Genomic DNA, 21,362 nt, shown 5'->3' with positions numbered 1-21,362 from the left:
TGATACCTCTAGCCAGTTCGGAAGGATTCCATGTCCGAGAACCATGACGCAATCGTCACCGACCCGAAGACGGAGGGCGAAGGTGGCTGCCCGGTCGCGCACGAGCGCGCCCCGCACCCGACGCAGAGCGGCGGAAACCGCCAGTGGTGGCCGGAGCGGCTGAACCTGAAGATCCTCGCCAAGAACCCCGCGGTGGCCAACCCTCTCGGTGCGGAGTTCGACTACGCCGAGGCGTTCAAGAGCCTCGACCTCGCGGCCGTGAAGCAGGACATCGAGCAGGTGCTGACGACCTCGCAGGACTGGTGGCCGGCCGACTTCGGCCACTACGGCCCGTTCATGGTCCGGATGGCGTGGCACAGCGCGGGCACGTACCGGATCAGCGACGGCCGCGGCGGCGCCGGGGCCGGCCAGCAGCGCTTCGCCCCCCTCAACAGCTGGCCGGACAACGCGAACCTCGACAAGGCCCGTCGCCTGCTGTGGCCGGTCAAGAAGAAGTACGGCCGGAAGCTCTCGTGGGCCGACCTGCTGATCCTCGCCGGCAACGTCGCCCTGGAGTCGATGGGCTTCAGGACCTTCGGCTACGCCGGCGGTCGTGCGGACGTCTGGGAGCCCGACGAGGACGTCTACTGGGGTCCCGAGTCCACCTGGCTCGGCGACGAGCGCTACACGGGCGAGCGGGAGCTCGAGAACCCCCTCGCCGCGGTCCAGATGGGCCTCATCTACGTCAACCCGGAGGGCCCGAACGGCAACCCCGACCCGCTCGCCGCGGCTCGCGACATCCGTGAGACGTTCCGCCGGATGGCGATGAACGACGAGGAGACGGTCGCCCTGATCGCGGGCGGCCACACCTTCGGCAAGACCCACGGCGCGGGCCCGGCCGACCACGTCGGCCCCGACCCCGAGGCCGCCCCGATCGAGGACCAGGGCCTCGGCTGGAAGAGCACCTACGGCACCGGCAAGGGCGCCGACACGATCACCAGTGGCCTGGAGGTCACCTGGACCACGACCCCGACGAGGTGGTCCAGCAACTTCTTCTGGAACCTGTTCGGCTACGAGTGGGAGCTGACCACGAGCCCGGCCGGCGCGCACCAGTGGAAGCCGAAGCACGGCGCCGGTGAGGGCACCGTGCCCGACGCGCACGACCCGTCGAAGCGTCATGCGCCGACGATGTTGACCACCGACCTCGCGCTCCGGTTCGACCCGATCTACGAGCGGATCTCGCGGCGCTTCTACGAGCACCCCGACGAGTTCGCGGACGCCTTCGCCCGTGCGTGGTTCAAGCTGACCCACCGCGACATGGGCCCGGTCGCCCGCTACCTCGGCCCCGAGGTCCCGTCCGAGGTCCTGCTCTGGCAGGACCCGCTCCCCGTGCGGACGTACGACCTCATCGACGCCGAGGACGTCGCCACGCTCAAGGCGCGGATCCTCGACTCGGGCCTGTCGGTGTCGCAGCTCGTGTCCACCGCGTGGGCGTCGGCCTCGTCCTTCCGCGGCAGCGACAAGCGCGGCGGCGCCAACGGCGCCCGTATCCGCCTGCAGCCGCAGAGCGGCTGGGAGGTCAACGACCCCGACCGGCTCGCGACGGTCCTGCGGACCCTGGAGAGCGTCCAGGACGCCTTCAACGCCGCCCAGACCGGCGGCAAGCAGGTCTCGCTCGCCGACGTGATCGTGCTCGGCGGGTGCGCGGCCGTCGAGAAGGCCGCGAAGGACGCCGGCTTCGAGATCGAGGTCCCCTTCACGCCGGGCCGCGTGGACGCGTCGCAGGAGCAGACCGACGTGGAGTCGTTCGCCGCGATGGAGCTGAGCGCCGACGGGTTCCGCAACTACCTCGGGAAGGGCAACCGGCTGCCGGCCGAGTACCTGCTGCTCGACCGGGCGAACCTGCTCACCCTGAGCGCCCCGGAGATGACGGTCCTCGTCGGCGGACTCCGCGCCCTGGGCGCGAACCACCAGGCGTCGCCGCTCGGTGTCCTCACCACGACTCCCGGGACGCTGACCAACGACTTCTTCGTCAACCTGCTCGACCTGGGCACGACGTGGAAGGCGACGTCCGAGGACGCGAACACGTTCGAGGGTCGCGACGCCGCCACGGGCGAGGTCAAGTGGACCGGCAGCCGCGCCGACCTCGTCTTCGGGTCGAACTCCGAGCTGCGGGCGCTCGCGGAGGTCTACGCGAGCGACGACGCGAAGGAGAAGTTCGTGAACGACTTCGTCAAGGCGTGGGACAAGGTGATGAACCTCGACCGGTTCGACCTGGCCTGATCACGATGTCCAGGTCGGCCCGCGCCGGCCGGCCTGGACATCCTCGGTCCGTGGTCGGTCTGCGAGGATCGTTCACCATGAGTGCCCCCATGCTCGCCTCCGTGCCCACCGAACCGGTGACCGTTCCCGAAGCCGTCCTGGCCCTCGCCGGAGGGGAGGCCGTCACTCCCGTGTGGCGCAACGGGCTGGGTGGGCTGACGTTCCGGTTGGCGGACGGCCGGTACGCCAAGTGGTCGCCGCCCGGGGTCGGTCTGCGGGCCGAGGCTGAGCGGCTGGCCTGGGCGGGGCGGTGGGCGCGCGTGCCACGGGTGCTGGAGATCGGCGCCGACGCCGAGGGCGAGTGGTTGGTGACGGCGCCGATCCCGGGCCGTTCGGCGGTCGATCCCCGGTGGCTGGCCGAGCCGGCGACCGCGGTCGTGGCGATCGGGCGGGGGCTGCGGCTGTTCCACGACGCGCTGCCGGTGGCGGAGTGCCCCTTCGACTGGAGCGTCGAGCGGCGGCTCGCGCAGGCGGACGAGCGCATCGCCCGCGGCTCCGGCCCCGCGGAGTGGTTCGCCGAGCACCGTCATCTCGACCCGGAGCAGGCCAGGGCACGCATCGGGGAGCCGCCGCCGATCGACCGTCTCGTCGTCTGCCATGGCGACGCCTGCGCTCCCAACACCCTCGTCGCCGACGACGGAGGCTTCGCCGCCCATGTGGACCTCGGCTCCCTCGGGATCGCCGACAGGTGGGCCGACCTCGCGGTGGCGGCCTGGAGCACCGAGTGGAACCACGGTCCCGGTTACGCCGACCTGGTGTACGAGTCGTACGGCGTCGTCCCGGATCGCGAGCGCATCGCCTACTACCGGCTGCTCTGGGACCTGAGCTGACGCCGCCGTCATGACGGCCGAGGATCTGGCGGCGGTCGGCGAGACCGGGCCGCCGTCTGATCGTCGCCCGCAGGTTCCGGTATCCGGGGCCTACGCCGGGCGGGTCCGGGTCGCGGTGATCGCGACCGTGGCGTAGCGCATCGTGAAGCCGCCGCCCATCGCGTCGATGGCGGCCCCGACGGGCGCCAGCACCTCCGCCAGCTTGTCCGGTGGGAACCGGGTGAGGGTGCCGTGGGTGGGCATCTGGTCGAGCCACTCGTCCCGGGTGTAGGGCTGCTCCCAGTCGAATCGCCAGTGCTCCGGTTCGCCGAACGCGCCCGCCTGTCTGATCCCGTCGGCGGCCTTGGCGGACAGTGCCTGGTAGCCGTCCGGGCCGGGCGTCGCCCGGAGGTCGAACGGCGAGTCGGGCATCACCCGGTGGTAGGCCGTGGCGAAGGCTTCCGCCACGTCGGCGGGGAGCTCGGACACGTTCCAGAACGCCGCCAGCCGGCCGCCGGGACGCAGCACCCGCGCCGCCTTGGCCGCGCCCGCGATCGCGTCCACCCAGTGCCAGGCCTGCCCGGCGACGACCGCGTCGAAGTGCCGGCCGGCGGGATCCCAGGCTTCGAACGTCGCCACCTCGACCTCGACCCCGCTGTGCCGCGCGAAGCCGGCCATCCGCGCGTCGGGCTCGACCCCGAGCACCGTGCAGCCGGCCGCCTGGAACTGCCGGGCGTCTATGCCGGTCCCGCAGCCGACGGCGAGGACGTCGGGCCCGGGGCTGCCGGCGACGATTCGCTTCACCAGGGCGTCGGGGTAGTGGGGGCGGGTCCGGTCGTAGCGTCCGGTGTCCGAGCCGAAGGACTCGGCCATCTGCCGGTGCCGGTGTGGCTCGTGTTCGGGAAGGGGTGCTCCCGTCGGCGGTATAGTGGGCACGTGCCCACCATAGTGGGCACGTGCCCACTCATCAACCGGGTGAGGAAAGAGGGATGCACGGTGCCGACAGGGGTGGCCCTCCGCGACGCGCGCGCGCAGCTGTTCGACGCGGCCGAACGCGTCCTGCTCCGGGACGGGCCGAACGCGCTGACCAGCCGGGCGGTGACCACCGAGGCAGGCTGCGCCAAGGGTGTCCTGCACCGGCACTTCGCCGATTTCGACGCCTTCCTCGCCGAGCTCGTGCTCGACCGCATCGCCCGGATCGACCACCAGGCCGCCGCGCTGCGCGAGTCCGCGGGGACCGGCACCGTCGCCGGCAACCTCGCCGGCGCGCTGACCGACCTGTTCGGGTCGGTCGCCGTGGCGATCGTCGGCCTCATCATCGCCCGGGACGACCTGCGCGCCCGGCTGCGCCAGGACAGGCCGGTCGGCGTCCCCCTGCTGGCGGAAGCCGCGGCCATGATCGCCTCCTACCTCACCGCCGAGCGCGAGCTCGGCCGCGTCGCGGCGGACGCCGACGTCGACACGCTCGCGCTCACGCTGATCGGTGCCGCGCACCTGCTGTTCGCCGGCCGGGAGGGCACGCCGCCTGAGGCCGGAGCCGTCCGCAAGGTGGTGACCACGATCGTCCCGCCCGGGACGTCCGGCCCGACGATCACGTGACGTCGACGACGTCAGACCGGGCCGGCGAGCGCGACGTGCTCGGGCCGGACGCCCATGCCGATGAAACGCCCCATCACATGGCGCAGTGGCGGCAGGTTCCTGAAGGCTCGGCGGGGACGCCCGGCCGGAGCAGCACGGGCCCCAGCAGGTTGGCGGTGGCCAGCGGACGCCGTACCCGGCCGGTGACCAGGGGGCCTGAAGGTCCGCGGGCGTCCTGAGCCGCGGGGGCTGGCGCCGCCCCGCGTCGTGTAAGAAGATCGCCGCATGGCTTCACGTCTACGCGTCGCCGTGACGGGGCTGGCTCTGGTGGTGCTGGCCGGCGGCTGCGGCGACCAGGTCGCCGCCCGGGACCGGCTGCTACCGGCGAGCGTGCCGTCCACCCCGTCGGGACCCATGCCGACCGTACCGACGGACGGCGTGTCGGCCCGGCCGAGGGACGGTGTGCCGCCCGGGTCGATGGAGACCGCGCCGCCGGCGACCTTGCTCGCCACGCCGATGGCCACCGGGACGCCGCGGACCGCGACGGGGCCGCCGCGGTTCTTCGTCGCCGCGCCGCCCCCGTCGGCGCACTTCCCGGAAGGGTCGAAGACGGCCGTCCACAGCCCGGCGCGGGCGGTCGTGCACGATGCCGGGACCGGCGCCGTCGTGGCGGACGTGCCACTCCCGCCGGGCGTGCGCTCCTCCTGGCACCACGTGGCCGCCACGCCGGACAACCGGACGTTCGTGGTGGCCGGATGGACCGGGCGGGAGACACCCATCCGGTTCTTCCGGGTCACCCTCGACGGCGACGGGCGACCGGGGGAGCCGGTCCTGCTCCCGGGCACCGAGATCGACGGGGGGAACCCGATCGGAGCCGTCGCCCTGAGCGCGGACGGCACCAGGCTCGCCTTCACGACCATGCTCCGGGGCGGCGGGGGGCGGATCGGCGTCGTCGACCTCGCCACCGGCCGGCGCCGTGAATGGTGGACGAACGCGTACTCGCTGGTGACCGGCCTGGCCTGGGCGCCGGACGGGCGGGGGCTCGCCTGGGTGCCCGGCGGGCAGGCCATCGGCGTCCTCGACCTCACCCGGCAGGGTACGGACCTGATGGCCGCCACCACCCTGGTCCCCCTCGGGAACGAGGGAGTGCGCCCGATGGAGTCGGTGGCCTACACCCCCGACGGCAAATCCCTGGTCTACGCCGCCGGTCACACCGTCGAGCGGGTGCCGGTCGCCGGCGGAGGCGAACCGGAGGTGCTGGTCCGGCCGGAGGTGCCTGCCGGGTCGTCGCTCAGCCTGCGGTTCAGCCTCGACGGGACCGGTCGGTACCTGATCTTCGTGGGCGGGGCCGAGGCGTTCCGCGTGGACCTCACCGACGGCTCGACCGCGAGGGTGCCCCTCGGCCGCTCGGGCGCGGGAGAGCCGCCGCGTATCGCCTGGTGAAAGCCGGCGGTGCGGCAGGAGGACCTGTGAGTGATTCACCGCGTTCGGCGGTCTTCTCGCCGCGTGGACACCCCATCGCTGCGCAAGATCGTGGTCAATCCGGCCCCGGGCTGCCCGGGTCACGGTCGCGGGGAGTCGCCGGCCAGTCGCCTGCCAGCAGGCGGACCTGCCGGGCCGTCTCCTCGACCGACAGGCCGTCCGTGTGCACGCGCGGCACGCCGTCGCGGGGCGGCTCCTCGCGGGCCGCGCGGGCCGCGATCCGGCGCAGGGTGGCGGGCGGCAGCCCGCACAGCTCGTCGCCCGGGATCGGGGGGCCGAGTCCCCGCCCGCGCAGCAGGAGGCGCTCGGCCAGCGTGTCCGGGGAGGCGTGCAGCCGGCACCCGGTCAGCGACGTCGTGGCGAACACGTCGGCGTGACCGGGGACGAGGTCGCCGGAGACGATCAGGCCGCGGGCCCCGGCGTCGCGGTGCACCCGCCACAGCGCGGCGAGGTTGGCGATCGCGATGGCGTCGCCGTCTGCGGCGGGACGCAGGAAGCTGATCTGCTGGAGGTCCACGTACGCGACCGGGACGCCCGCACGGGCGTACTGCCGGTGGACCGCGTAGGCGACCGTGGACTTGCCGACCCCGGTGGGGCCGCCGACCCACAGGACGGGTGCCGGCTCGGGAGGCGTGGCGGGCGTGGGCGTGGGCATGAGCGGGCCGCCCGGCCGCGCGCCGGGCAGGGCGCCCGCCCGGTCGAGGACACGGCGGGCCGCCTCGGACACGGTGAGCCCGCTGGTGTCCAGGCATGTGTCGGCGAACTCCGTACGGTCGAGCGCGAGGGCGTCGGCGAGGGCCGCCTCCGCCAGGTCGGGGAGCCAGCCGCGGCCGAGGTAGCGGCGCCGGAGCACCTCCGGGTCGGCGCGCAGCCGGACCACCGTGACGTCGGCGCCGGGCACGGCGTCCGTGTAGAGCCGCACCTCGTCGGGGGAGTTCACGTAGCCGGAGAAGACGAGGCACCGGGCCCCGGCCGCGACGACGTTCGGCCAGAGCGCGCCGAGGCCGCGCGCCCTGAGCACGTGCGGGCCGCCCGCCGGCGCGAGGTGGAACAGGCTGACCTGGTCGGAGTCGAGGTAGGCGGCCCGGACGCCGGCCCGGGCCAGCAGGGAGAAGATCTCGAAGCCGGTCGCGGACTTGCCGACGCCGGACGGGCCGCAGAGCCAGAGGAGACGGGGGCGGCTGTCGCTCATCCGCGCGACGGTAGCCGCGCGGGCGCCGGAACGGCGAGTGATTTATGCCTCGGTTGACAATACGCACGATGTAGCATGCAATATATTGCATGCCGGTACCGCAGAGTCGAGGACTCGTCAGCCGCTCGCTCCTCCGCGAGAACGCCTACCGGGCGATCCGCGACGCCATCGTCGACGGCACGCTGGCGCCCGGCGAGCGGCTCAACGACGGCGACCTCGTGACCTGGCTCGGCGTCAGCCGCACCCCGGTCCGCGAGGCGCTGGCCCGTCTGGAGCAGGCCGGGCTCGTCCGGACCAAGCCGGGCCGCTACACGATCGTCAGCCCGCTCGACGTCCGCGCCGCCCGCGACGCCCAGTCCGTGACGGCCGCCATGCACGAGCTGGCGGTCCGGGAGGCACTGCCCAACCTGTCCGCGGCCGAGCTGGACGCCATGCGCGAGGCCAACGCCCGCTTCGCCGACGCGCTGCGCCGCGACGACGTCGACGCGGCCATCGCCGCCGACGACGACTTCCACGGCATCCCGGTCACCGCCAGTGCCAACCACGCCATCCGCGTCGTGCTGGAGCAGTTCACGCCGCTGCTGCGGCGGCTGGAACGGACGCGGTTCTCCTCGCTGAGCGGGCGGGGGTCGGTCGCCCAGCACGAGCGGATCATCGCCCGGTGCGAGGCCGGCGACGCCGACGGGGCGGCGGCGGCCACCCGCGCCAACTGGCAGACGCTCGTGCCGCTGCTCGAAGCCGCGTTCCCCGACGGCGGCGACACCCCGTCGCAGACCTCGGCCACCTGACCCGGACACCCAAGGAGCCACGCATGTCCCTCGACGACTTCGAGCGTTACCCGCTGCTGTTCGGTCCCAGCCCCGTCCACCCTCTCGACCGGCTGAGCGAACACCTCGGCGGCGCGCGCGTCTGGGCCAAGCGGGAGGACTGCAACAGCGGGCTCGCGTTCGGCGGCAACAAGACCCGGAAGCTGGAGTACCTGGTGCCGGACGCGCTCGCCCAGGGCGCGGACACCCTCGTCACCATCGGCGGGGTGCAGTCCAACCACACCCGGCAGGTCGCCGCGGTCGCGGCCAAGGCCGGTCTCAAGGCCGTCCTGGTGCAGGAGAGCTGGGTGGACTGGCCCGACGCCGTCAACGACAAGGTCGGCAACATCCTGCTGTCCAGGATCATGGGCGCCGACGTGCGGCTGGTCCAGGCGGGGTTCGGCATCGGGTTCAAGGAGAGCTGGCAGCAGGCGCTGGAGGACGTCCGGGCCGCCGGCGGCACCCCCTACGCCATCCCCGCCGGGGCGTCCGACCACCGGCTGGGCGGGCTCGGCTTCGCCGGCTGGGCGTACGAGGTCCAGCGGCAGGAGGCCGAGCTGGGCGTGTTCTTCGACACGATCATCGTGTGCAGCGTCACCGGCAGCACCCACGCGGGCATGATCGCCGGGTTCGCCGGCCAGGACCGGCCGCGCCGCGTCATCGGCATCGACGCCTCCGCGAAGATCGACGAGACCCGCGCCCAGGTGGAGAAGATCGCCCGCAACACCGCCGAGCTGATCGGCCTCGGTCGCGACCTGCGCGACGACGAGATCACCGTGCTGGAGGGCTGGGCCGGCGACCTCTACGGCATCCCCGTCGGGTCGACCCTGGACGCCATCCGGCTCACCGGCCGCCTGGAAGGGATGATCATCGACCCCGTGTACGAGGGCAAGTCCATGGCCGGGCTCATCGACCTCGTCCGCGACGGTGACATCCCGAAGGACTCCAACGTCCTGTACGCCCACCTCGGCGGCCAGCCCGCGCTGAACGCCTACAGCGGCGTCTTCCGGTGACCTGCCGGTCCGGCTCGGCCATCGCCTGACCCGGGCCCGGCGAACGCGACGGCTTGAGCCTGACACCGTGTCAGGCGGCAGGCTGGCCGGCATGTCGCTGCCCTATGTCGGCTCCGGGCCGTACTGCTACGCCAACTCGCTCGCCATGATCCTCGGCGAGCACGCTCCGCCCCCCGCCGTGATCGAGGTCCTGACGGGCTCCCCGTACGGGATGCAGCTGATCGGGGGGCGGCTGCCGCTGTTCGACCCGTACGGCTGGAACCCCGAGGTGGGGCTCGACGCCGCGATCGGCCTGCTCGGCTGGACCTGTGAGCGCCGCGACGGTGGCTCCGCCGCCGAGGCGGTCGAACGGCTGCGCCGCGCCTGCCAGGACGGCCCGGTACTGGCGGGGCCGCTGGAACTGGGGCTGCTGTCGTACCAGCCGGGCGCGGGGGAGGCGGTCGGGGCCGACCACTACGTGGTGGTGCTGGAGGTGGGCGCGGACGGCGTGCTCCTGCATGACCCGCAGGGCTACCCGTACGCGAGGCTGCCGGTCGGCGCCTTCGCCGAGGCGTGGCGTGGCGAGCTGATCGGCTACCTGGAGCGGCCGTACGCGATGCGGTCGGGGTTCGTCCGGCCGGCGCGGGTGGCTCCGGACGAGGCGCTGCGCCGCTCGCTGCCCGGAGGGCTGGCCTGGCTGGCGGGGCGGACGGACATGGCCGTCGCCCCTGGCACGCTGGGCCAGGCCGAGGCCGCCGAGCGGGCCGCCGAGATGGTGGAGGAAGGGCTCGACCCGCAGGTCAGAACGGTGTGGCAGGCGTTCGCTGTGCGGGTGGGCGCCCGCCGCCTCGCCGACCTGGCGGCCTGCCTGCGTGCCGTCGGCCGGCCCGAGGGCGCCGCCGTCGCCGTGGAGCAGGCCCGCATCGTGGGCGGTCTGCAGGGACCCGTGGTGACCGGTGACGACGCGGCGCTCGCCGCCGGGCTGCGCCGGCTGGCTCCGACGTACGAGCGGCTGCGCGCCGCCCTTCAGGAGTGATCGCCCTTCAGGAGTGATCGCCCGGACGGACGATCATCATGACGACGACCACGGCCCACAGCACGTTGTAGACACCGGCGAGCATGCTCAGCGTGCGCAGCCGCGTGCCGTCGTCGGGCGTGTCGAGGGCCTCGCGCTGGCGTGGGCAGATGAACAGGGCGAGGATCGCGCCGGCGGCGGCGGTGAGGACCATGGAGATGGTGATCCAGATCTCGCCCATCCGGCCCTGGGTGACGGCCAGGGCGATGCCCACGACCGGCACGACGACGCCGAAGAGGCCGTAGCCGCGGGTGATGCGGTGCAGCGCGACGGCCACCGCGCGACTGCGTCCGCCCTCGGACGCCGGCTCCGGGTCCGCGGCGGGCCCCGTGGCCGCCGGCACCGGCGCTGTGACCGGCGCTGTGACCGGCGCTGTGACCGGCGCTGTGGCCGGTGCTGAGACCGGCGCGTAGCGGGGGAACAGGCTCGCCGCGATCGCCGAACCTCCGACGAACACGATGCCGGCGAGCACGTGCACGGACAGCAGCACACCTTCCACGACGTCTCCCTCTGCAGGCTTCAGGTTGGCTGAAGCCTACCAGGAGCTTCAGTCAGCCTGAAGGTTGGGTGGGGTGAGTCCCGCGAACGCGGCCCGTACGGCGTCGCCCACCTGCCGCTGGATCGGGTCCGCCGCCGCGCCGAACAGCCGCTCGTCCACCTCCGCGACGGCCCGCATGGCCTCGTCCATGAGCCGCGCGCCCTCCGGCGTGATCTCCAGACGGGACGCGGAGCCGGCGCGGGCCGTGCTGTCGCGGACGAGCCCGGCGCCGGACAGCGCCTTCACCGCCGTGTGCACGCTCTGCACGGTGATCCCGGACATCCGCGCCAGGTCGCTGAACGACGCGCCGGGCACGCCCGCGATGTGCCCGAGCAGGCCGAGCCGGCCGACCGTGAGCCCGAGCGGCGCCAGGGCGGCGCCGAGCTCCGACTCGATCCGGCGGGCGAGCGTGAGCAGCACGATGGACGGGCTGGTGGCGGGCGGCTCTGGCCGGGCGTTCTCGGTCGTCACCACCTCAGTGTCCCGCGACGCTCGCGTCCTTCACCGAGCGGTGACCGCACCGGGTGCCCTGGGGAAAGCCGGTCCACGGCATCGGCGACACTGGGACGGCAGGGCGGCACATGGGGTGCCAGGGGCAAGCGGAGGCACGGATGCGGATCGGGGACCTCTCCCGCGAGACGGGCGTGAGCAAGCGGCTGCTTCGCTACTACGAGGAACAGGGGCTGCTCAGGCCGGTGCGGCTGGCCAACGGCTACCGCGAGTACTCCGGGTCGGACGTCGCGGCGGTGCGGCACATCCGCGCCCTCCTCGCCGCCGGCCTGCCGACCGTGGTCATCGCCCGGCTCCTGCACTGCGTCCATGACGAGGGCGAGCGGATGGTGGCGGCGGCGTGCCCGAGCCTGATCGACAACCTGCGCCGGGAGCGCGGCCGCATCACCGAGACCATCGCCCGGCTCCAGACGTCCCAGCGGGCGCTCGACTCCATGCTCGCCACCGCGCTGGGCGGCGCGGCCGGCAGCCGGGAGGGCACTACCTGAGGCGCGGTGGGGACGCCGGACGGGTCCCGTCGCAGCATGCGTGCACGCGGCGGGAACGCCGGCGACGGACTTGCGGACGATCTTCCCGGTCGCCCTGGCCCTCGTGGCCGTCATCCCGAGCGACCCACCAGCGTCAGGCGAGCCGTACGGTGACCGTGGTGGAGCCGCCCTCCTCGTCGGCCAGGCCGGTGAGGCGGAGCGTGAGCCGGGCGCCGGTGGCGGCCGCGGCGAGCCGTGGGGGGCGGTCCACCAGCGCCGCCACCGGACGGTCCCAGGTCAGGGTCAGCTCGTCGAGGTCGCGGCGCGGGTCCGCGATGCTGAGCGTGGCCGTGCCGTCGCCGCGTTCCCTGACCAGGACCGCGCAGGGCCCGGAGGCGGTCAGGGGGCCGGCGGCACCGGCGTTCCAGAAGGTGACGGCGGTGATCCCCGGCAGGGGCGCGTGGACGGCCTGCTGCCGCGCGGTGTTGGCGAGGACCAGGACCCGGCCGGGATCGGCGGCGCGGGCCCGGGTGGCGTCGCGGCTCGCGCCGGGCAGGAGGACGTAGGCGTACCCGGCCGAGCGGGGGTCCACCCCGTGGTCGAGCCAGAGCGTCGCGTAGCCGCGGGTCTCCCGCCCGGCGGTCCGGTCCTCGCGCAGGGTGCGCAGCCGCTGCCCGTCCGGCACGACGTAGCCGCCGTGTCCCTCCAGGTGCGCCCAGCCGGCCGCGGCGTCCACGGTCAGGGCCGCGCGGGTGCGGCGGTTGTCCACCACGGTCTCCACCGGCACGCCGTCCGAGCAGGTGATCCCGGCCCCGAGGCACACCACGGCGTCATCGAGGAAGAACCACGACTTGAACGCCTCCAGCGTGCTCTCCAGACCCGCCAGGTGCTGGCCGACGGCCGCGTAGGTGCCGTCGGTGGCGCCGCCAACCCAGCGCCACGGCGTGCGGGTGTCGCCCCACCCGGCGCCGGCGCCGTCGGGCAGGCGTTTGGTGGAGACGGTGGTGCCGGCCAGGCGGTAGGGGTCGACGGTGGGCCAGAACGTGTCGGAGTAGTGGTCGCCGTGCCCTTCGGCCCACCAGTAGAGCATCCCGGAGCCGGTGTGCCAGCCGCGCAGGTTCTCGCCGTTGCCGTGCTCGTAGTGGCCGATCCGGTCGGAGGCCATGCTGAGCGCCGCGCACCAGCCGGGCCGCCGGTGCACGGCGCGGGCGCTCATCGGCATCAGCGTGTGACCGACAGGTTCGGGCGAGGCCGGTACGGCGTCGTCGGCGAGCACCGCGGACAGCCGGGCGTGGGAGGCCGGATCGCCGCCCTCCAGCAGCGGCCGGTACGTGTTGCGCACCGCCCACCCCTTGACCATCGCCTGCCAGCGGGCCCGCTCGGCGGCCGGGGCCGACTCACCCAGCAGCAGGATCGCCGCGGCGATGGCGCGGCCCCGGCGGTGGTCCACGTACGGCCCGCGGACGATCCCCCGCCCGCTGACCAGGTCCATGCAGAACCCGTCGCGCACGAACGGCGCGAAGGACCGCTCCACCATGTCGAAGACGACCTGCCTGGCCGGGTCGGTGACCTCCCACGGCGTGCCCCGCAGCACCGCGAGCAGCGTCGCCACCCCCGACAGCAGCACCAGGCCGTAGCCCCCCTGGTACGGCACTGAGGTGTGCTGGATGAACGACCCGTCGCGGTAGAACCCGTCGCCCTCGCGCACGTACGGGAAGACGGGGGACAGCGCCGAGGCGGCCAGCGCGGCCTTGCCGTGGTCGTCGTCGAGGGCGGCGCGCAGCAGCGTCACCGTGCACAGGTCCACCCGGTTGGCTCCCGTGCTGGTGCCGTCGTAGGCGTCGAGGCGGTCCTCGGGGACGAAGTGGTCGACGGCCCGCGCCAGCGTCGTGCGGTGCCGCGGGGGCAGGTGCGGGCCGACCAGCACGGCCGCGTCGAGGAGGGCTCGGGGGACGCCGATCTGCCAGTGCCACCAGTTGCCGGCCGGGTCGGCGCCCGCGGTGTACACGTGGCGCCGGTAGTGGTCGAGGCCCGCGGCCACGGCCGCGGCGAGCCGGGCGTCGCCGGTCAGGCCGGTGCCCGGCAGCGCGTAGGCGCGGGCCATGGTCCGTAATCGCTGCGGCGTGTCCTCGAAGGAGGGGAAGTCCAGGCCGGGCCAGAGCGACGTGCCCGTGGGGCGCATGCCGTCGAGGTGGCGGGCCGCGGTCGCGCCCAGCGCGGTCGCGCGGGCGGACGTGGCGGTCGGCGGCCCCAGGGTGACCTCCCGCCAGCGGGCGCGCACGAGGGCGAAGAAGGTGTCCGGCGTGTGCGCGGCCTGCGCCGGCAGCAGCGCCCCGGCCACGGCCGCTCCGCCGAGCAGGAGGAACAGCCGCCTGGAGTGTGCGCCCACACCGGAATTATCCGGCCATCTCGCTGGCGCTTCGGCCGTAAGGGGAGGGTTTCCCTCTCCGAGAGCTGGGATCCCGGAGAGGGAAGAGGTGGGACGCCGGGGCCGGGCGGTGTGCGGGCCGAAGCCCGGCCCCGGCGTCCCGTCGGGGGTTCTCGGGGGAGCTCAGGGGTTCAGGACAGCTCCGCGCTCACCGCGGCGATGGCGGGCATCATGGCGGCGACGGGCTCCTCGGCCGGGGCCGAGGCGGGCACCTCGAACCAGACCACCTTCCCGTGCGCGGTGTGGTCGCCGCCCCAGCAGCAGGAGAGCGCGTCGACGAGCCGCAGTCCCCGCCCGGTCTCGTCCTCCGGGCCGGCGTGACGCATCCGGGGCAGCTCGGGGTCGTCGTCCTCGACCTCGCAGCGCAGCAGGCCGTCCTCCATCGACAGCGTCAGGTGGATCGTCCCGCGCGTGTGCTCCATCGCGTTGCCCACCAGCTCGCTGACGAGCAGTTCCACCACGTCGCTCTGGTCGGCGAGGCCCCAGCAGGCCAGCTTGTGCCGAGTCACGCGCCGGGCCCCGCGCAGGCCCGCGGGCGTGCGCGCGAACTGCCACGTGGCCGTGTGGCCCGGGTCGACGGTCATGGAGCTGACAATCCTGTCCCAGAAGGCGTTCATGCCGCTGCGCCCCCGGCGTACGCGGGGATGCTCCGGCCGTCGGGCAGCAGCTCACCGCAGTCGTCGAAGCACACCACTCCGTTGCAGAGAAGTCCCCACCCCTGCTCGGGGTGGTAGGCCACGAGGCGCGCGGCCTCACGGTCGGGTGCGTCCACGGACGGACATGGCGGCTGGTGCTGACACATGGTGCTGAACCCTCGATGATCGCTTCCGGGAAGTCGGTGGTGCTCCAGGTCACAAGCGTGCCTTCTGGACCCCTTCGGGGGGACGTGAGAAATCCCTATATAGGTACCTATTTCATGTATGTACGTAGTCCTCCCTCGCCTACGTACGCCCGGCGCGGTAACGGCCCGGCCACGGGGGGCGCAATATTGCGACAAAACCGGCATACTCCTGTCCGAGCGGCGGGGGGCGCCCAAGGCGGAAGGCGGGGGAAGATGACCGGGTTCGCCGGGAAATCCGGGGTCACGGTCGCGCGGGCGGTCGCCGTGGGCACGGCGGTGGCGTCCCCGGTGCTCGCGGTGGCCGCGGTCGTGATCGCCGAAGGGCTGCCCGCGGCGTGGTACCCGACGCGGACGATCAGCCCCCAGTCGGCCGCCGCGCTGATGTTCCCCGCGGTGGGCGCGTTCCTGATCTTTCATCGGCCGCGGCTGAACATGGCCTGGCTGATGTGCTGGGGCGGCCTCGCGGCCGGCGTGAGCGACTTCAGCCAGGCGCTGATGTTCCGGATGGCCGCCGACGGCGACCTGCTCACCGCCGGCTACCTGCGCCACGTCTCGCAGCTCGGCTGGGCCGGGTGCGGCCTGTTGCTGACCATGCTGCTCCCGCTCTACTCGCCCGACGGGCGCCTGCCGTCGCCGCGCTGGCGGCTGGTCGTGGCCCTGGGCGCGACGGCCATCACGGCGCAGCTCCTGCGGGGGCTCCTTCGCGTGGACCCGCCCGCCGAGAGCTATCCGTACCCGGCGGTCATCCCCAACCCGCTGCAGGTTCCGGCCCTGGCGCCGTTCAACGAGCTGCTGTTCACGGTCGCGTGGGCCGGCATCTACTCGGCGATGGCGCTGGCGGCGCTGTCCCTGGCCGTGCGGATGCGGTACGCCGATCCGGCCGGCCGGCGGCAGATCGCCTGGCCGCTGTACGCGTTCGTCGGCTACATCGTCTTCCTCGTCGCGTCCGTGGGGGTGCCCGCTCTGCTGTGGGCCTCCTTCGTGTGGGCGGCGCTCATCCCGGTCGCGGTGGCGTTCTCGGTGATGCGCTACCGGCTGTACGGGATCGACACGGTGGTCAGCCGGACGTTCGTGGCCGCCGGGCTGCTGGCCGTGGTGAGCGCGGTCTACTTCGGGGCCGGCGCGCTGTCGAGCCTGCTGGTCTCCGGCTACGACCAGATCGCCGGCCTCGCCTCCGCCCTGTTCGCGGGGGCGTTCTTCCAGCCGCTGCGGCGCGCGCTGCAGCGGACCGTGGACCGCATGCTGTACGGCAGCGTCGGCGACCCCCGCCTGCTCGCCGAGCGGCTCACCCAGGCCGTGCGCCGCGCCGACCCCGCCGAGGCGCTCACCTCGGTCGTGGGCGTGCTGCGCGACGGTCTCGCCGTCGAGGGCGTGGCGGTGGAGGTGGCCGACGGCGAGCCGAGGTACGTGGAGAGCGGGCGGGTCGGCGCCGCGCCGCGCGAGGTGCCGCTGGTCTGGCACGGCGAGCGGGTCGGCCGGCTGCTCGTCGGGCAGCCGGGCCCGCGCCGCTTCCCCGCGGCCCACGACGAGCGGGTGCTGGCCACGCTCACGCCGCACGCGGCCGACGTCGCGCACGCCGTGCGCATGGCGGCCGACCTGCAACGTTCCAGGGAACGCATCCTCACCACCCGCGAGGAGGAGCGCCGCCGCCTGCGGCGCGACCTGCACGACGGGCTCGGCCAGACGCTGTCGGCCATGGCCATGACCATCAACATCGCCCGCAGCCGGCTGAAGAAGTCGCCCGACTCGGCCGACGCCCTGCTCCAGAGCCTGCGCTCGGGCATGGACGCGGTCGCGGCCGACATCCGCGAACTGGTATACGGCCTGCGCCCACCCGCCCTCGACGACCTGGGCCTGGAACGTGCCGTGCGGGAGCTGGCCGGGCAGTCGCCGCCCGGCACCGGGACCGAGGTCGAGGCGGAGGGCGACCTGACCGGACTGCCCGCGGCCGTCGAGGTGGCCGTCTACCGCATCGCCCAGGAGGCGCTGACCAACATCCGCCGGCACGCCGACGCCACCCACGCCCGCGTCCTCCTCCAGCGGCGGCCGGAGGAACTGCGCGTGGTGGTCGAGGACGACGGCCGCGGCCTGCCGGACGGGCACCGCGCGGGCGTGGGCCTCGCCTCGATGCGGGAACGGGCCGCCGAGCTGGGCGGCGTGTGCGTGATCGGCCCCGTCGCCGAGGGGGGCACCCGGGTCGAGGTCAGGCTCCCGCTGCCCACCGGAGGGGACGAAGGGCGGGTGGCCGAGCTGGACCGGCTCGACCGCCGCTGACCGATTACCCGGATCGGACTGCCGGCGGCCCCTGACCGGCGACCCTTGACCGGCGGCCCCGCGCCCCCGGCTCAGGGGCCGGTGACGAGCCGCGCCGCCAGCACGACCGCCAGGGCGATCAACGCGAGGCCGCACACCCCCTCCAGCACTCGTACGGCCGGCGGCGGCACCGCCCGGCGCAGCAGCGCGACGAACCCGGCCGAGACGAAGCACCACACCAGCGACGACGCCATGAACCCGGTGAAGAACGTCGCCAGCCCCGCCACGTCGGCGTGCCGGCCCAGGACGGCCCCGACGGCGCCGGCCGCTCCCGACCAGTAGACGACGTTCCACGGGTTGCCCAGCGACATCCCGGCGCCCACGGCCACGGCGGACACCAGGGGCCGGGTCTCAGCGGCGGCCACCTGCCCGGCTCCCGGCGCGGCCCCGCGCGGGGCGGAGAACGCGTCCCGCAGCCCCACCACGCCCAGCCAGCAGAGCAGCAGGCAGCCCCCCACGGTCAGCGGCACCCGCAACGCCGGCACGGTGAACAGCGCCCCCACACCGGTCAGCCCCAGCACCGCCCACACGGCGTCACCCGCCAGCGACCCCACCTGCACGGCGAACGCGGGCCGGAACCCGCCCCGCATGCCCCGGCGCAGCGACTCGCCGAAGACCGCTCCCGGGGCCGCGTTGAACGCCAGCCCCACCCAGAAGGCCACCACGAACACCTCGACCATGGCGCCCACTCTGGCGTCCGCGACCCCCACGGTTCTTGTCAGATGTTGACGGCGCTCAGCCGGCGGTAGCGGCCGGGGGTGATGGCGTAGGCGGCGGCGAAGTGGCGGTGGAAGTGCGCCTGGTCGGCGAACCCGAGACCGTGGGCCACGGCGGCCACCGGCTCGCCCCGGCGCAGCCGCCGGCGCCCCTCGGCGAGCCGGGCCTGCAGGTGCCAGGCGTACGGCGGGCTGCCGGTGGCCCTGGTGAAGGACCGGATCAGGTGCTCGCGCGACATCCCCGCCTCGTCGGCCAGGTCGGCCAGGCGCGGGGCGGTGGACAGGTCGTCGCGCAGCCGGTCGAGGACGGCCGAGACCCGCGCGTCCATCGCGACTCGCCGGGCGCCGGTCGCGCGGTCGCGGCGGGCGGCCCGCGGGTCTCCCGCCAGGTCGAGCAGGCGAAGGAGCAGGAGCGTCAGCCGTTCGCCGGCGAGATCGGCGTCGTCCCCGGACGCGCGCAGGGCGCGGGCGGCGGCCGGCAGCTCGGCGCGCAGCGGCGCCGACCGGAGCACCGGCCGCTCGAAGTCCACCGGCGCGTCCCCGGTCAGCGACCGCACGAAGGCGGGCGGGACGTACCAGCTCACGCACCCCCACACCGTCCCCGGCGGCGTCCGCGTGGTGCACGACTGGACCTGGCCGGGGTTGTAGACGGTTACGTCCTCGGCGCCCACCTCGAAGGAGGAACGGTCCAGCCGCACCCGCTCGTGGCCGAGGAGGTTGACGCTGATCACGTACTCGTCGTGGCTGTGCCGGGGAAAGCCGCCCGCGGCGGGCCTGACCACCGCGAGCTGCGTGCCGTTCCACTCGCTGACCTGCATGCGACCAGCGTAAGGGCCGAATCACGCTCGGCAGCATTTGCCGATCTTGTGGCGAGATCTCCGAATCTCCTTAGAATCAGCATGACCATGTTGACAGCGAGGGGAGACCGGGTGAGCGACCTGGATCGCTCGTTACCGGGCATCGACACCCGTGTGCCGAGCGTCGCGCGCATGTACGACTACTACCTCGGCGGCAAGGACAACTTCCCCGCCGACCGCGAGGCCGCCGAGATGATGATCGAGATCGGCCGGCAGATGGGCAACGACGCGCGGCAGATCGCCCAGGCCAACCGCGGTTTCCTCGGCCGGGCCGTCCGCCTGCTCGCCGAGTCCGGCGTGCGCCAGTTCATCGACATCGGCGCCGGGCTGCCCACCCAGGACAACGTCCACCAGGTCGCCGGGCGCCACGCCCCCGGCAGCCGCGTCGTCTACGTGGACAACGACCCCGTCGTGCTGGTCCACGCACGGGCGCTGCTCGCCGGCGCCCCCGACGTCATCGCCCTGCCGGGCGACGTGCGGGACCCCGACGCGATCCTCGACGCTCCCGAGGTCCGCGCGCACCTCGACCTCAGCCGGCCGTACGCGGTCCTGCTCGTCGCCGTGCTGCACTTCGTGGTCGACGACGCCGAGGCCGCCCGCGCCGTCGGGCGCATCCGTGAGCGGCTCACGCCCGGCTCCGCGCTGGTGCTGTCCCACATCTACGAGGGCGGAGCCGCCGACGACGCGGCCGAGGCGGGCCGGCAGGTCTACTCGGCCACGGCCGCCGGCGGCATCGCCCGGCGCGGTCACGACGAGATCGCCGGCTACTTCGCGGGCCTGGACCTGCTCCCGCCGGGCCTCGTCCCCGTGGACGACTGGAGCCCCGGGACGCCCGCCGGCGCCCCCGTCGACCTGGCCAGGCCCGGCATCCTCGCCGGAGTCGGCCGGGTCCCGGGACAGCCCGCGCCCTGACGGAACGCGGCGCGCGTCCGACCGGCGCGCGTCCCAGATGATCGTGTTTAGGGTGACCGCAGCAGCGGTCGTGATCTCCGAACGGAGCCTGATGGAAGACGAGAGCGCCCGCTCCGCCTGGGATCGAGTCGACACCACCAAGCCGCACTCGGCTCGCGTGTGGGACTACCTGCTCGGCGGCAAGAACAACTACGCCGTGGACAAGGAGGCCGGTGACACGATCCTGCGGGTGTTCCCGGCCTTCGCCCAGGTGGCCCGGCTGCAGCGGCAGTTCCTCATCCGCGCGGTGCGCTTCCTGGCCGGAGAGGTGGGCATCCGCCAGTTCCTCGACATCGGCACCGGCCTGCCCACGGCGAACAACACCCACGAGGTCGCCCAGTCCGTGGCCCCCGAGTCGCGCATCGTCTACGTCGACAACGACCCGCTGGTGCTCGTCCACGCCCGGGCGCTGCTCACCAGCACCCCCGAAGGCGCCACCGACTACATCGACGCCGACGTGCGCGACCCGGACCGCATCCTGGAGGGCGCGGCCGCGACCCTCGACCTCACCCGGCCGGTGGCCCTGACCATGCTGAGCATCGCCGGTCAGGTCCCCGACGCCGAGGACCCGAAGGGCCTCGTCCAGCGACTGCTCGCCCCCCTGCCGGCCGGCAGCTACCTCGCGCTCAGCGACGGCACCGACACCAACCCCGCGCTCGTCGCGGCCGTGGACAGCTACAACTCCCGCGCGGCCTACCCCTACCACCTGCGCAGCCCGGAGGCGATCGCCTCCTTCTTCGAGGGGCTGGAGCTGGTGGAGCCGGGCGTGGTGCCCACGCCGCGGTGGCGTCCCGCCCCCGGCGACCGGGACGCGTCCGACCCGGTGAGCGCCGTCTGCGGCGTCGCAGTGAAACGCTGACCCGCGGGTTCCTGGCCGCGCCGCGAAGCGTGACGACGCCCTGGCATGTCGGGGCATCCCCGATGGTGCGCCTCTGAGGAAATGCTCAAGCGGCAGACGTTCGGACAGCTTCCGTGTGCCCTCTCAGTCCAGCGCTGCCACGACTTCGGCGGTCGTGCAGACAGTGGCGATACGCGGGAAGATGTAGTCGAAGGCGAACTCATGGGCGCGCGCGTCGAGTGCGGTGATCGCGTCCTCGGGCAAGATCACCTTGAAGCCGAACTCGTCGGCGAAACGCGCGGTCTGCTCGACGCCGAAGTTCGTGGCGATCCCGGTGATGACCAGGGTGTCGATGGCGCGCTTGCGCAACGCCTCCTCCAGCCCGGTGTTGTGGAATGCACCCCAGGTGCGCTTCACGATCTCCAGGTCGCCGACTGCCCCTTCGACCAGCTCGCTGCCCGGTGGCTGCTCCGCAACGCCTGGCCGCTCGACCCGCACGGAGACGACGAGACCGCCCGCCTTCCGCACTGCGTCGGCCAGAGCGAGGGAGCGGGTGACCACGGCAGGCCCGGAATGTGGTGCCGTGGGCTGCTCGACGATGCGGGTCATCAGGTCGATAAGGAGCAATGCGGTGCGGCGGGGATCCAGTTTGTCCATGATCGGCATGG

General features: G+C 73.8%; 21 protein-coding genes. 11 read left to right on the top strand and 10 right to left on the bottom strand.

Annotated features, from left to right (window positions below):
* Positions 1–30 precede the first annotated feature (30 nt).
* Together katG and FHU36_RS08130 are read left to right on the top strand one after the other, a co-directional pair.
* A complete protein-coding gene (gene katG, locus FHU36_RS08135) occupies positions 31–2,262 on the top strand; it encodes a catalase/peroxidase HPI (protein WP_185083138.1) in 2,232 nt (743 codons plus the stop codon).
* Positions 2,263–2,339: 77 nt separating this feature from the next.
* Entirely contained in the window at positions 2,340–3,131 is a 792-nt protein-coding gene (locus tag FHU36_RS08130; protein ID WP_185083137.1) for an aminoglycoside 3'-phosphotransferase, read from the top strand.
* 90 nt (positions 3,132–3,221) lie between these two features.
* Here FHU36_RS08130 and FHU36_RS08125 read toward each other — a convergent pair whose 3' ends face one another.
* Complete coding sequence (locus FHU36_RS08125; protein WP_376774122.1) at positions 3,222–4,046, bottom strand: class I SAM-dependent methyltransferase; 825 nt, start codon at positions 4,044–4,046, stop codon at positions 3,222–3,224.
* Positions 4,047–4,106: 60 nt separating this feature from the next.
* Between FHU36_RS08125 and FHU36_RS08120 the strand changes: the two genes are divergently transcribed.
* Positions 4,107–4,709, top strand: coding sequence for a TetR/AcrR family transcriptional regulator (locus FHU36_RS08120; RefSeq protein ID WP_185083136.1), 603 nt, complete (start codon positions 4,107–4,109; stop codon positions 4,707–4,709).
* Positions 4,710–4,973: 264 nt separating this feature from the next.
* Positions 4,974–6,131 carry a WD40 repeat domain-containing protein gene (locus FHU36_RS08115; RefSeq protein WP_185083135.1) on the top strand — a complete coding sequence of 386 codons (1,158 nt, stop codon included), beginning with the start codon at positions 4,974–4,976 and terminating at the stop codon, positions 6,129–6,131.
* Between the two features lie 94 nt (positions 6,132–6,225).
* On the opposite strand, the gene FHU36_RS08110 is transcribed toward FHU36_RS08115, so the two are convergent.
* Positions 6,226–7,362 carry an ATP-binding protein gene (locus tag FHU36_RS08110; protein WP_185083134.1) on the bottom strand — a complete coding sequence of 379 codons (1,137 nt, stop codon included), beginning with the start codon at positions 7,360–7,362 and terminating at the stop codon, positions 6,226–6,228.
* 89 nt (positions 7,363–7,451) lie between these two features.
* On the opposite strand from FHU36_RS08110, the gene FHU36_RS08105 reads away from it, so the two are divergent.
* The 3 genes from FHU36_RS08105 to FHU36_RS08095 all read left to right on the top strand — a co-directional run bounded on the left by FHU36_RS08105 (position 7,452) and on the right by FHU36_RS08095 (position 10,196).
* Positions 7,452–8,150 carry a GntR family transcriptional regulator gene (locus tag FHU36_RS08105; RefSeq protein WP_185083133.1) on the top strand — a complete coding sequence of 233 codons (699 nt, stop codon included), beginning with the start codon at positions 7,452–7,454 and terminating at the stop codon, positions 8,148–8,150.
* A 23-nt stretch (positions 8,151–8,173) separates the two neighbouring features.
* Positions 8,174–9,181: a 1-aminocyclopropane-1-carboxylate deaminase gene (locus FHU36_RS08100; protein ID WP_185083132.1), complete on the top strand. Its 1,008-nt coding sequence runs from the start codon at positions 8,174–8,176 to the stop codon at positions 9,179–9,181.
* Between the two features lie 67 nt (positions 9,182–9,248).
* Positions 9,249–10,196 (top strand): YobF C-terminal domain-containing protein, encoded by a 948-nt coding sequence (locus FHU36_RS08095; protein WP_312891489.1) that lies wholly within the window; start codon positions 9,249–9,251, stop codon positions 10,194–10,196.
* A 7-nt stretch (positions 10,197–10,203) separates the two neighbouring features.
* On the opposite strand, the gene FHU36_RS08090 is transcribed toward FHU36_RS08095, so the two are convergent.
* A complete protein-coding gene (locus tag FHU36_RS08090) occupies positions 10,204–10,734 on the bottom strand; it encodes a hypothetical protein (protein WP_185083131.1) in 531 nt (176 codons plus the stop codon).
* 48 nt (positions 10,735–10,782) lie between these two features.
* Positions 10,783–11,244, bottom strand: coding sequence for a MarR family winged helix-turn-helix transcriptional regulator (locus tag FHU36_RS08085; protein ID WP_185083130.1), 462 nt, complete (start codon positions 11,242–11,244; stop codon positions 10,783–10,785).
* Between the two features lie 140 nt (positions 11,245–11,384).
* Here FHU36_RS08085 and FHU36_RS08080 point away from each other — a divergent pair, with 140 nt between their 5' ends.
* A complete protein-coding gene (locus FHU36_RS08080) occupies positions 11,385–11,771 on the top strand; it encodes a MerR family transcriptional regulator (RefSeq protein ID WP_185083129.1) in 387 nt (128 codons plus the stop codon).
* A 133-nt stretch (positions 11,772–11,904) separates the two neighbouring features.
* Here the strand turns inward: FHU36_RS08080 and FHU36_RS08075 are convergent, their stop codons facing one another.
* The 3 genes from FHU36_RS08075 to FHU36_RS08065 all read right to left on the bottom strand — a co-directional run bounded on the left by FHU36_RS08075 (position 11,905) and on the right by FHU36_RS08065 (position 14,980).
* Positions 11,905–14,139 carry a polysaccharide lyase 8 family protein gene (locus FHU36_RS08075; protein ID WP_185083128.1) on the bottom strand — a complete coding sequence of 745 codons (2,235 nt, stop codon included), beginning with the start codon at positions 14,137–14,139 and terminating at the stop codon, positions 11,905–11,907.
* Between the two features lie 170 nt (positions 14,140–14,309).
* Positions 14,310–14,762: an ATP-binding protein gene (locus FHU36_RS08070; RefSeq protein WP_185083127.1), complete on the bottom strand. Its 453-nt coding sequence runs from the start codon at positions 14,760–14,762 to the stop codon at positions 14,310–14,312.
* Positions 14,763–14,791: 29 nt separating this feature from the next.
* Positions 14,792–14,980 (bottom strand): DUF5999 family protein, encoded by a 189-nt coding sequence (locus FHU36_RS08065; RefSeq protein ID WP_185083126.1) that lies wholly within the window; start codon positions 14,978–14,980, stop codon positions 14,792–14,794.
* A 252-nt stretch (positions 14,981–15,232) separates the two neighbouring features.
* Here FHU36_RS08065 and FHU36_RS08060 point away from each other — a divergent pair, with 252 nt between their 5' ends.
* A complete protein-coding gene (locus tag FHU36_RS08060; RefSeq protein ID WP_185083125.1) occupies positions 15,233–17,293 on the top strand; it encodes a sensor histidine kinase in 2,061 nt (686 codons plus the stop codon).
* Between the two features lie 71 nt (positions 17,294–17,364).
* Here the strand turns inward: FHU36_RS08060 and FHU36_RS08055 are convergent, their stop codons facing one another.
* Positions 17,365–18,042 (bottom strand): LysE family transporter, encoded by a 678-nt coding sequence (locus FHU36_RS08055; RefSeq protein WP_221495802.1) that lies wholly within the window; start codon positions 18,040–18,042, stop codon positions 17,365–17,367.
* An 8-nt stretch (positions 18,043–18,050) separates the two neighbouring features.
* Positions 18,051–18,866, bottom strand: a complete 816-nt coding sequence (locus FHU36_RS08050; protein WP_185083124.1) for an AraC family transcriptional regulator — start codon at positions 18,864–18,866, stop codon at positions 18,051–18,053.
* 111 nt (positions 18,867–18,977) lie between these two features.
* On the opposite strand from FHU36_RS08050, the gene FHU36_RS08045 reads away from it, so the two are divergent.
* The gene (locus tag FHU36_RS08045; protein ID WP_312891488.1) at positions 18,978–19,817 is read left to right on the top strand and encodes an SAM-dependent methyltransferase; all 840 of its coding nucleotides are present in this window, start codon (positions 18,978–18,980) and stop codon (positions 19,815–19,817) included.
* A 91-nt stretch (positions 19,818–19,908) separates the two neighbouring features.
* A complete protein-coding gene (locus tag FHU36_RS08040; protein ID WP_185084684.1) occupies positions 19,909–20,715 on the top strand; it encodes an SAM-dependent methyltransferase in 807 nt (268 codons plus the stop codon).
* Positions 20,716–20,838: 123 nt separating this feature from the next.
* Here FHU36_RS08040 and FHU36_RS08035 read toward each other — a convergent pair whose 3' ends face one another.
* Positions 20,839–21,351: an isochorismatase family protein gene (locus FHU36_RS08035; RefSeq protein ID WP_221495801.1), complete on the bottom strand. Its 513-nt coding sequence runs from the start codon at positions 21,349–21,351 to the stop codon at positions 20,839–20,841.
* Positions 21,352–21,362: the final 11 nt, after the last annotated feature.

The organism is Nonomuraea muscovyensis (assembly GCF_014207745.1).
GTDB lineage: Bacteria > Actinomycetota > Actinomycetes > Streptosporangiales > Streptosporangiaceae > Nonomuraea > Nonomuraea muscovyensis.
This window is presented reverse-complemented; position numbering and strand designations above follow the sequence as displayed.

Excerpts from the sequence above, each read along its gene's own strand:
- katG (WP_185083138.1), top strand. The coding sequence starts at position 31 with ATGTCCGAGAACCATGACGCAATCGTCACCGACCCGAAGACGGAGGGC.
- FHU36_RS08130 (WP_185083137.1), top strand. The coding sequence starts at position 2,340 with ATGAGTGCCCCCATGCTCGCCTCCGTGCCCACCGAACCGGTGACCGTT.
- FHU36_RS08115 (WP_185083135.1), top strand. The coding sequence starts at position 4,974 with ATGGCTTCACGTCTACGCGTCGCCGTGACGGGGCTGGCTCTGGTGGTG.
- FHU36_RS08110 (WP_185083134.1), bottom strand. The coding sequence starts at position 7,362 with ATGAGCGACAGCCGCCCCCGTCTCCTCTGGCTCTGCGGCCCGTCCGGC.
- FHU36_RS08105 (WP_185083133.1), top strand. The coding sequence starts at position 7,452 with ATGCCGGTACCGCAGAGTCGAGGACTCGTCAGCCGCTCGCTCCTCCGC.
- FHU36_RS08100 (WP_185083132.1), top strand. The coding sequence starts at position 8,174 with ATGTCCCTCGACGACTTCGAGCGTTACCCGCTGCTGTTCGGTCCCAGC.
- FHU36_RS08080 (WP_185083129.1), top strand. The coding sequence starts at position 11,385 with ATGCGGATCGGGGACCTCTCCCGCGAGACGGGCGTGAGCAAGCGGCTG.
- FHU36_RS08070 (WP_185083127.1), bottom strand. The coding sequence starts at position 14,762 with ATGACCGTCGACCCGGGCCACACGGCCACGTGGCAGTTCGCGCGCACG.
- FHU36_RS08065 (WP_185083126.1), bottom strand. The coding sequence starts at position 14,980 with ATGTGTCAGCACCAGCCGCCATGTCCGTCCGTGGACGCACCCGACCGT.
- FHU36_RS08060 (WP_185083125.1), top strand. The coding sequence starts at position 15,233 with ATGACCGGGTTCGCCGGGAAATCCGGGGTCACGGTCGCGCGGGCGGTC.
- FHU36_RS08050 (WP_185083124.1), bottom strand. The coding sequence starts at position 18,866 with ATGCAGGTCAGCGAGTGGAACGGCACGCAGCTCGCGGTGGTCAGGCCC.
- FHU36_RS08040 (WP_185084684.1), top strand. The coding sequence starts at position 19,909 with ATGGAAGACGAGAGCGCCCGCTCCGCCTGGGATCGAGTCGACACCACC.
- FHU36_RS08035 (WP_221495801.1), bottom strand. The coding sequence starts at position 21,351 with ATGGACAAACTGGATCCCCGCCGCACCGCATTGCTCCTTATCGACCTG.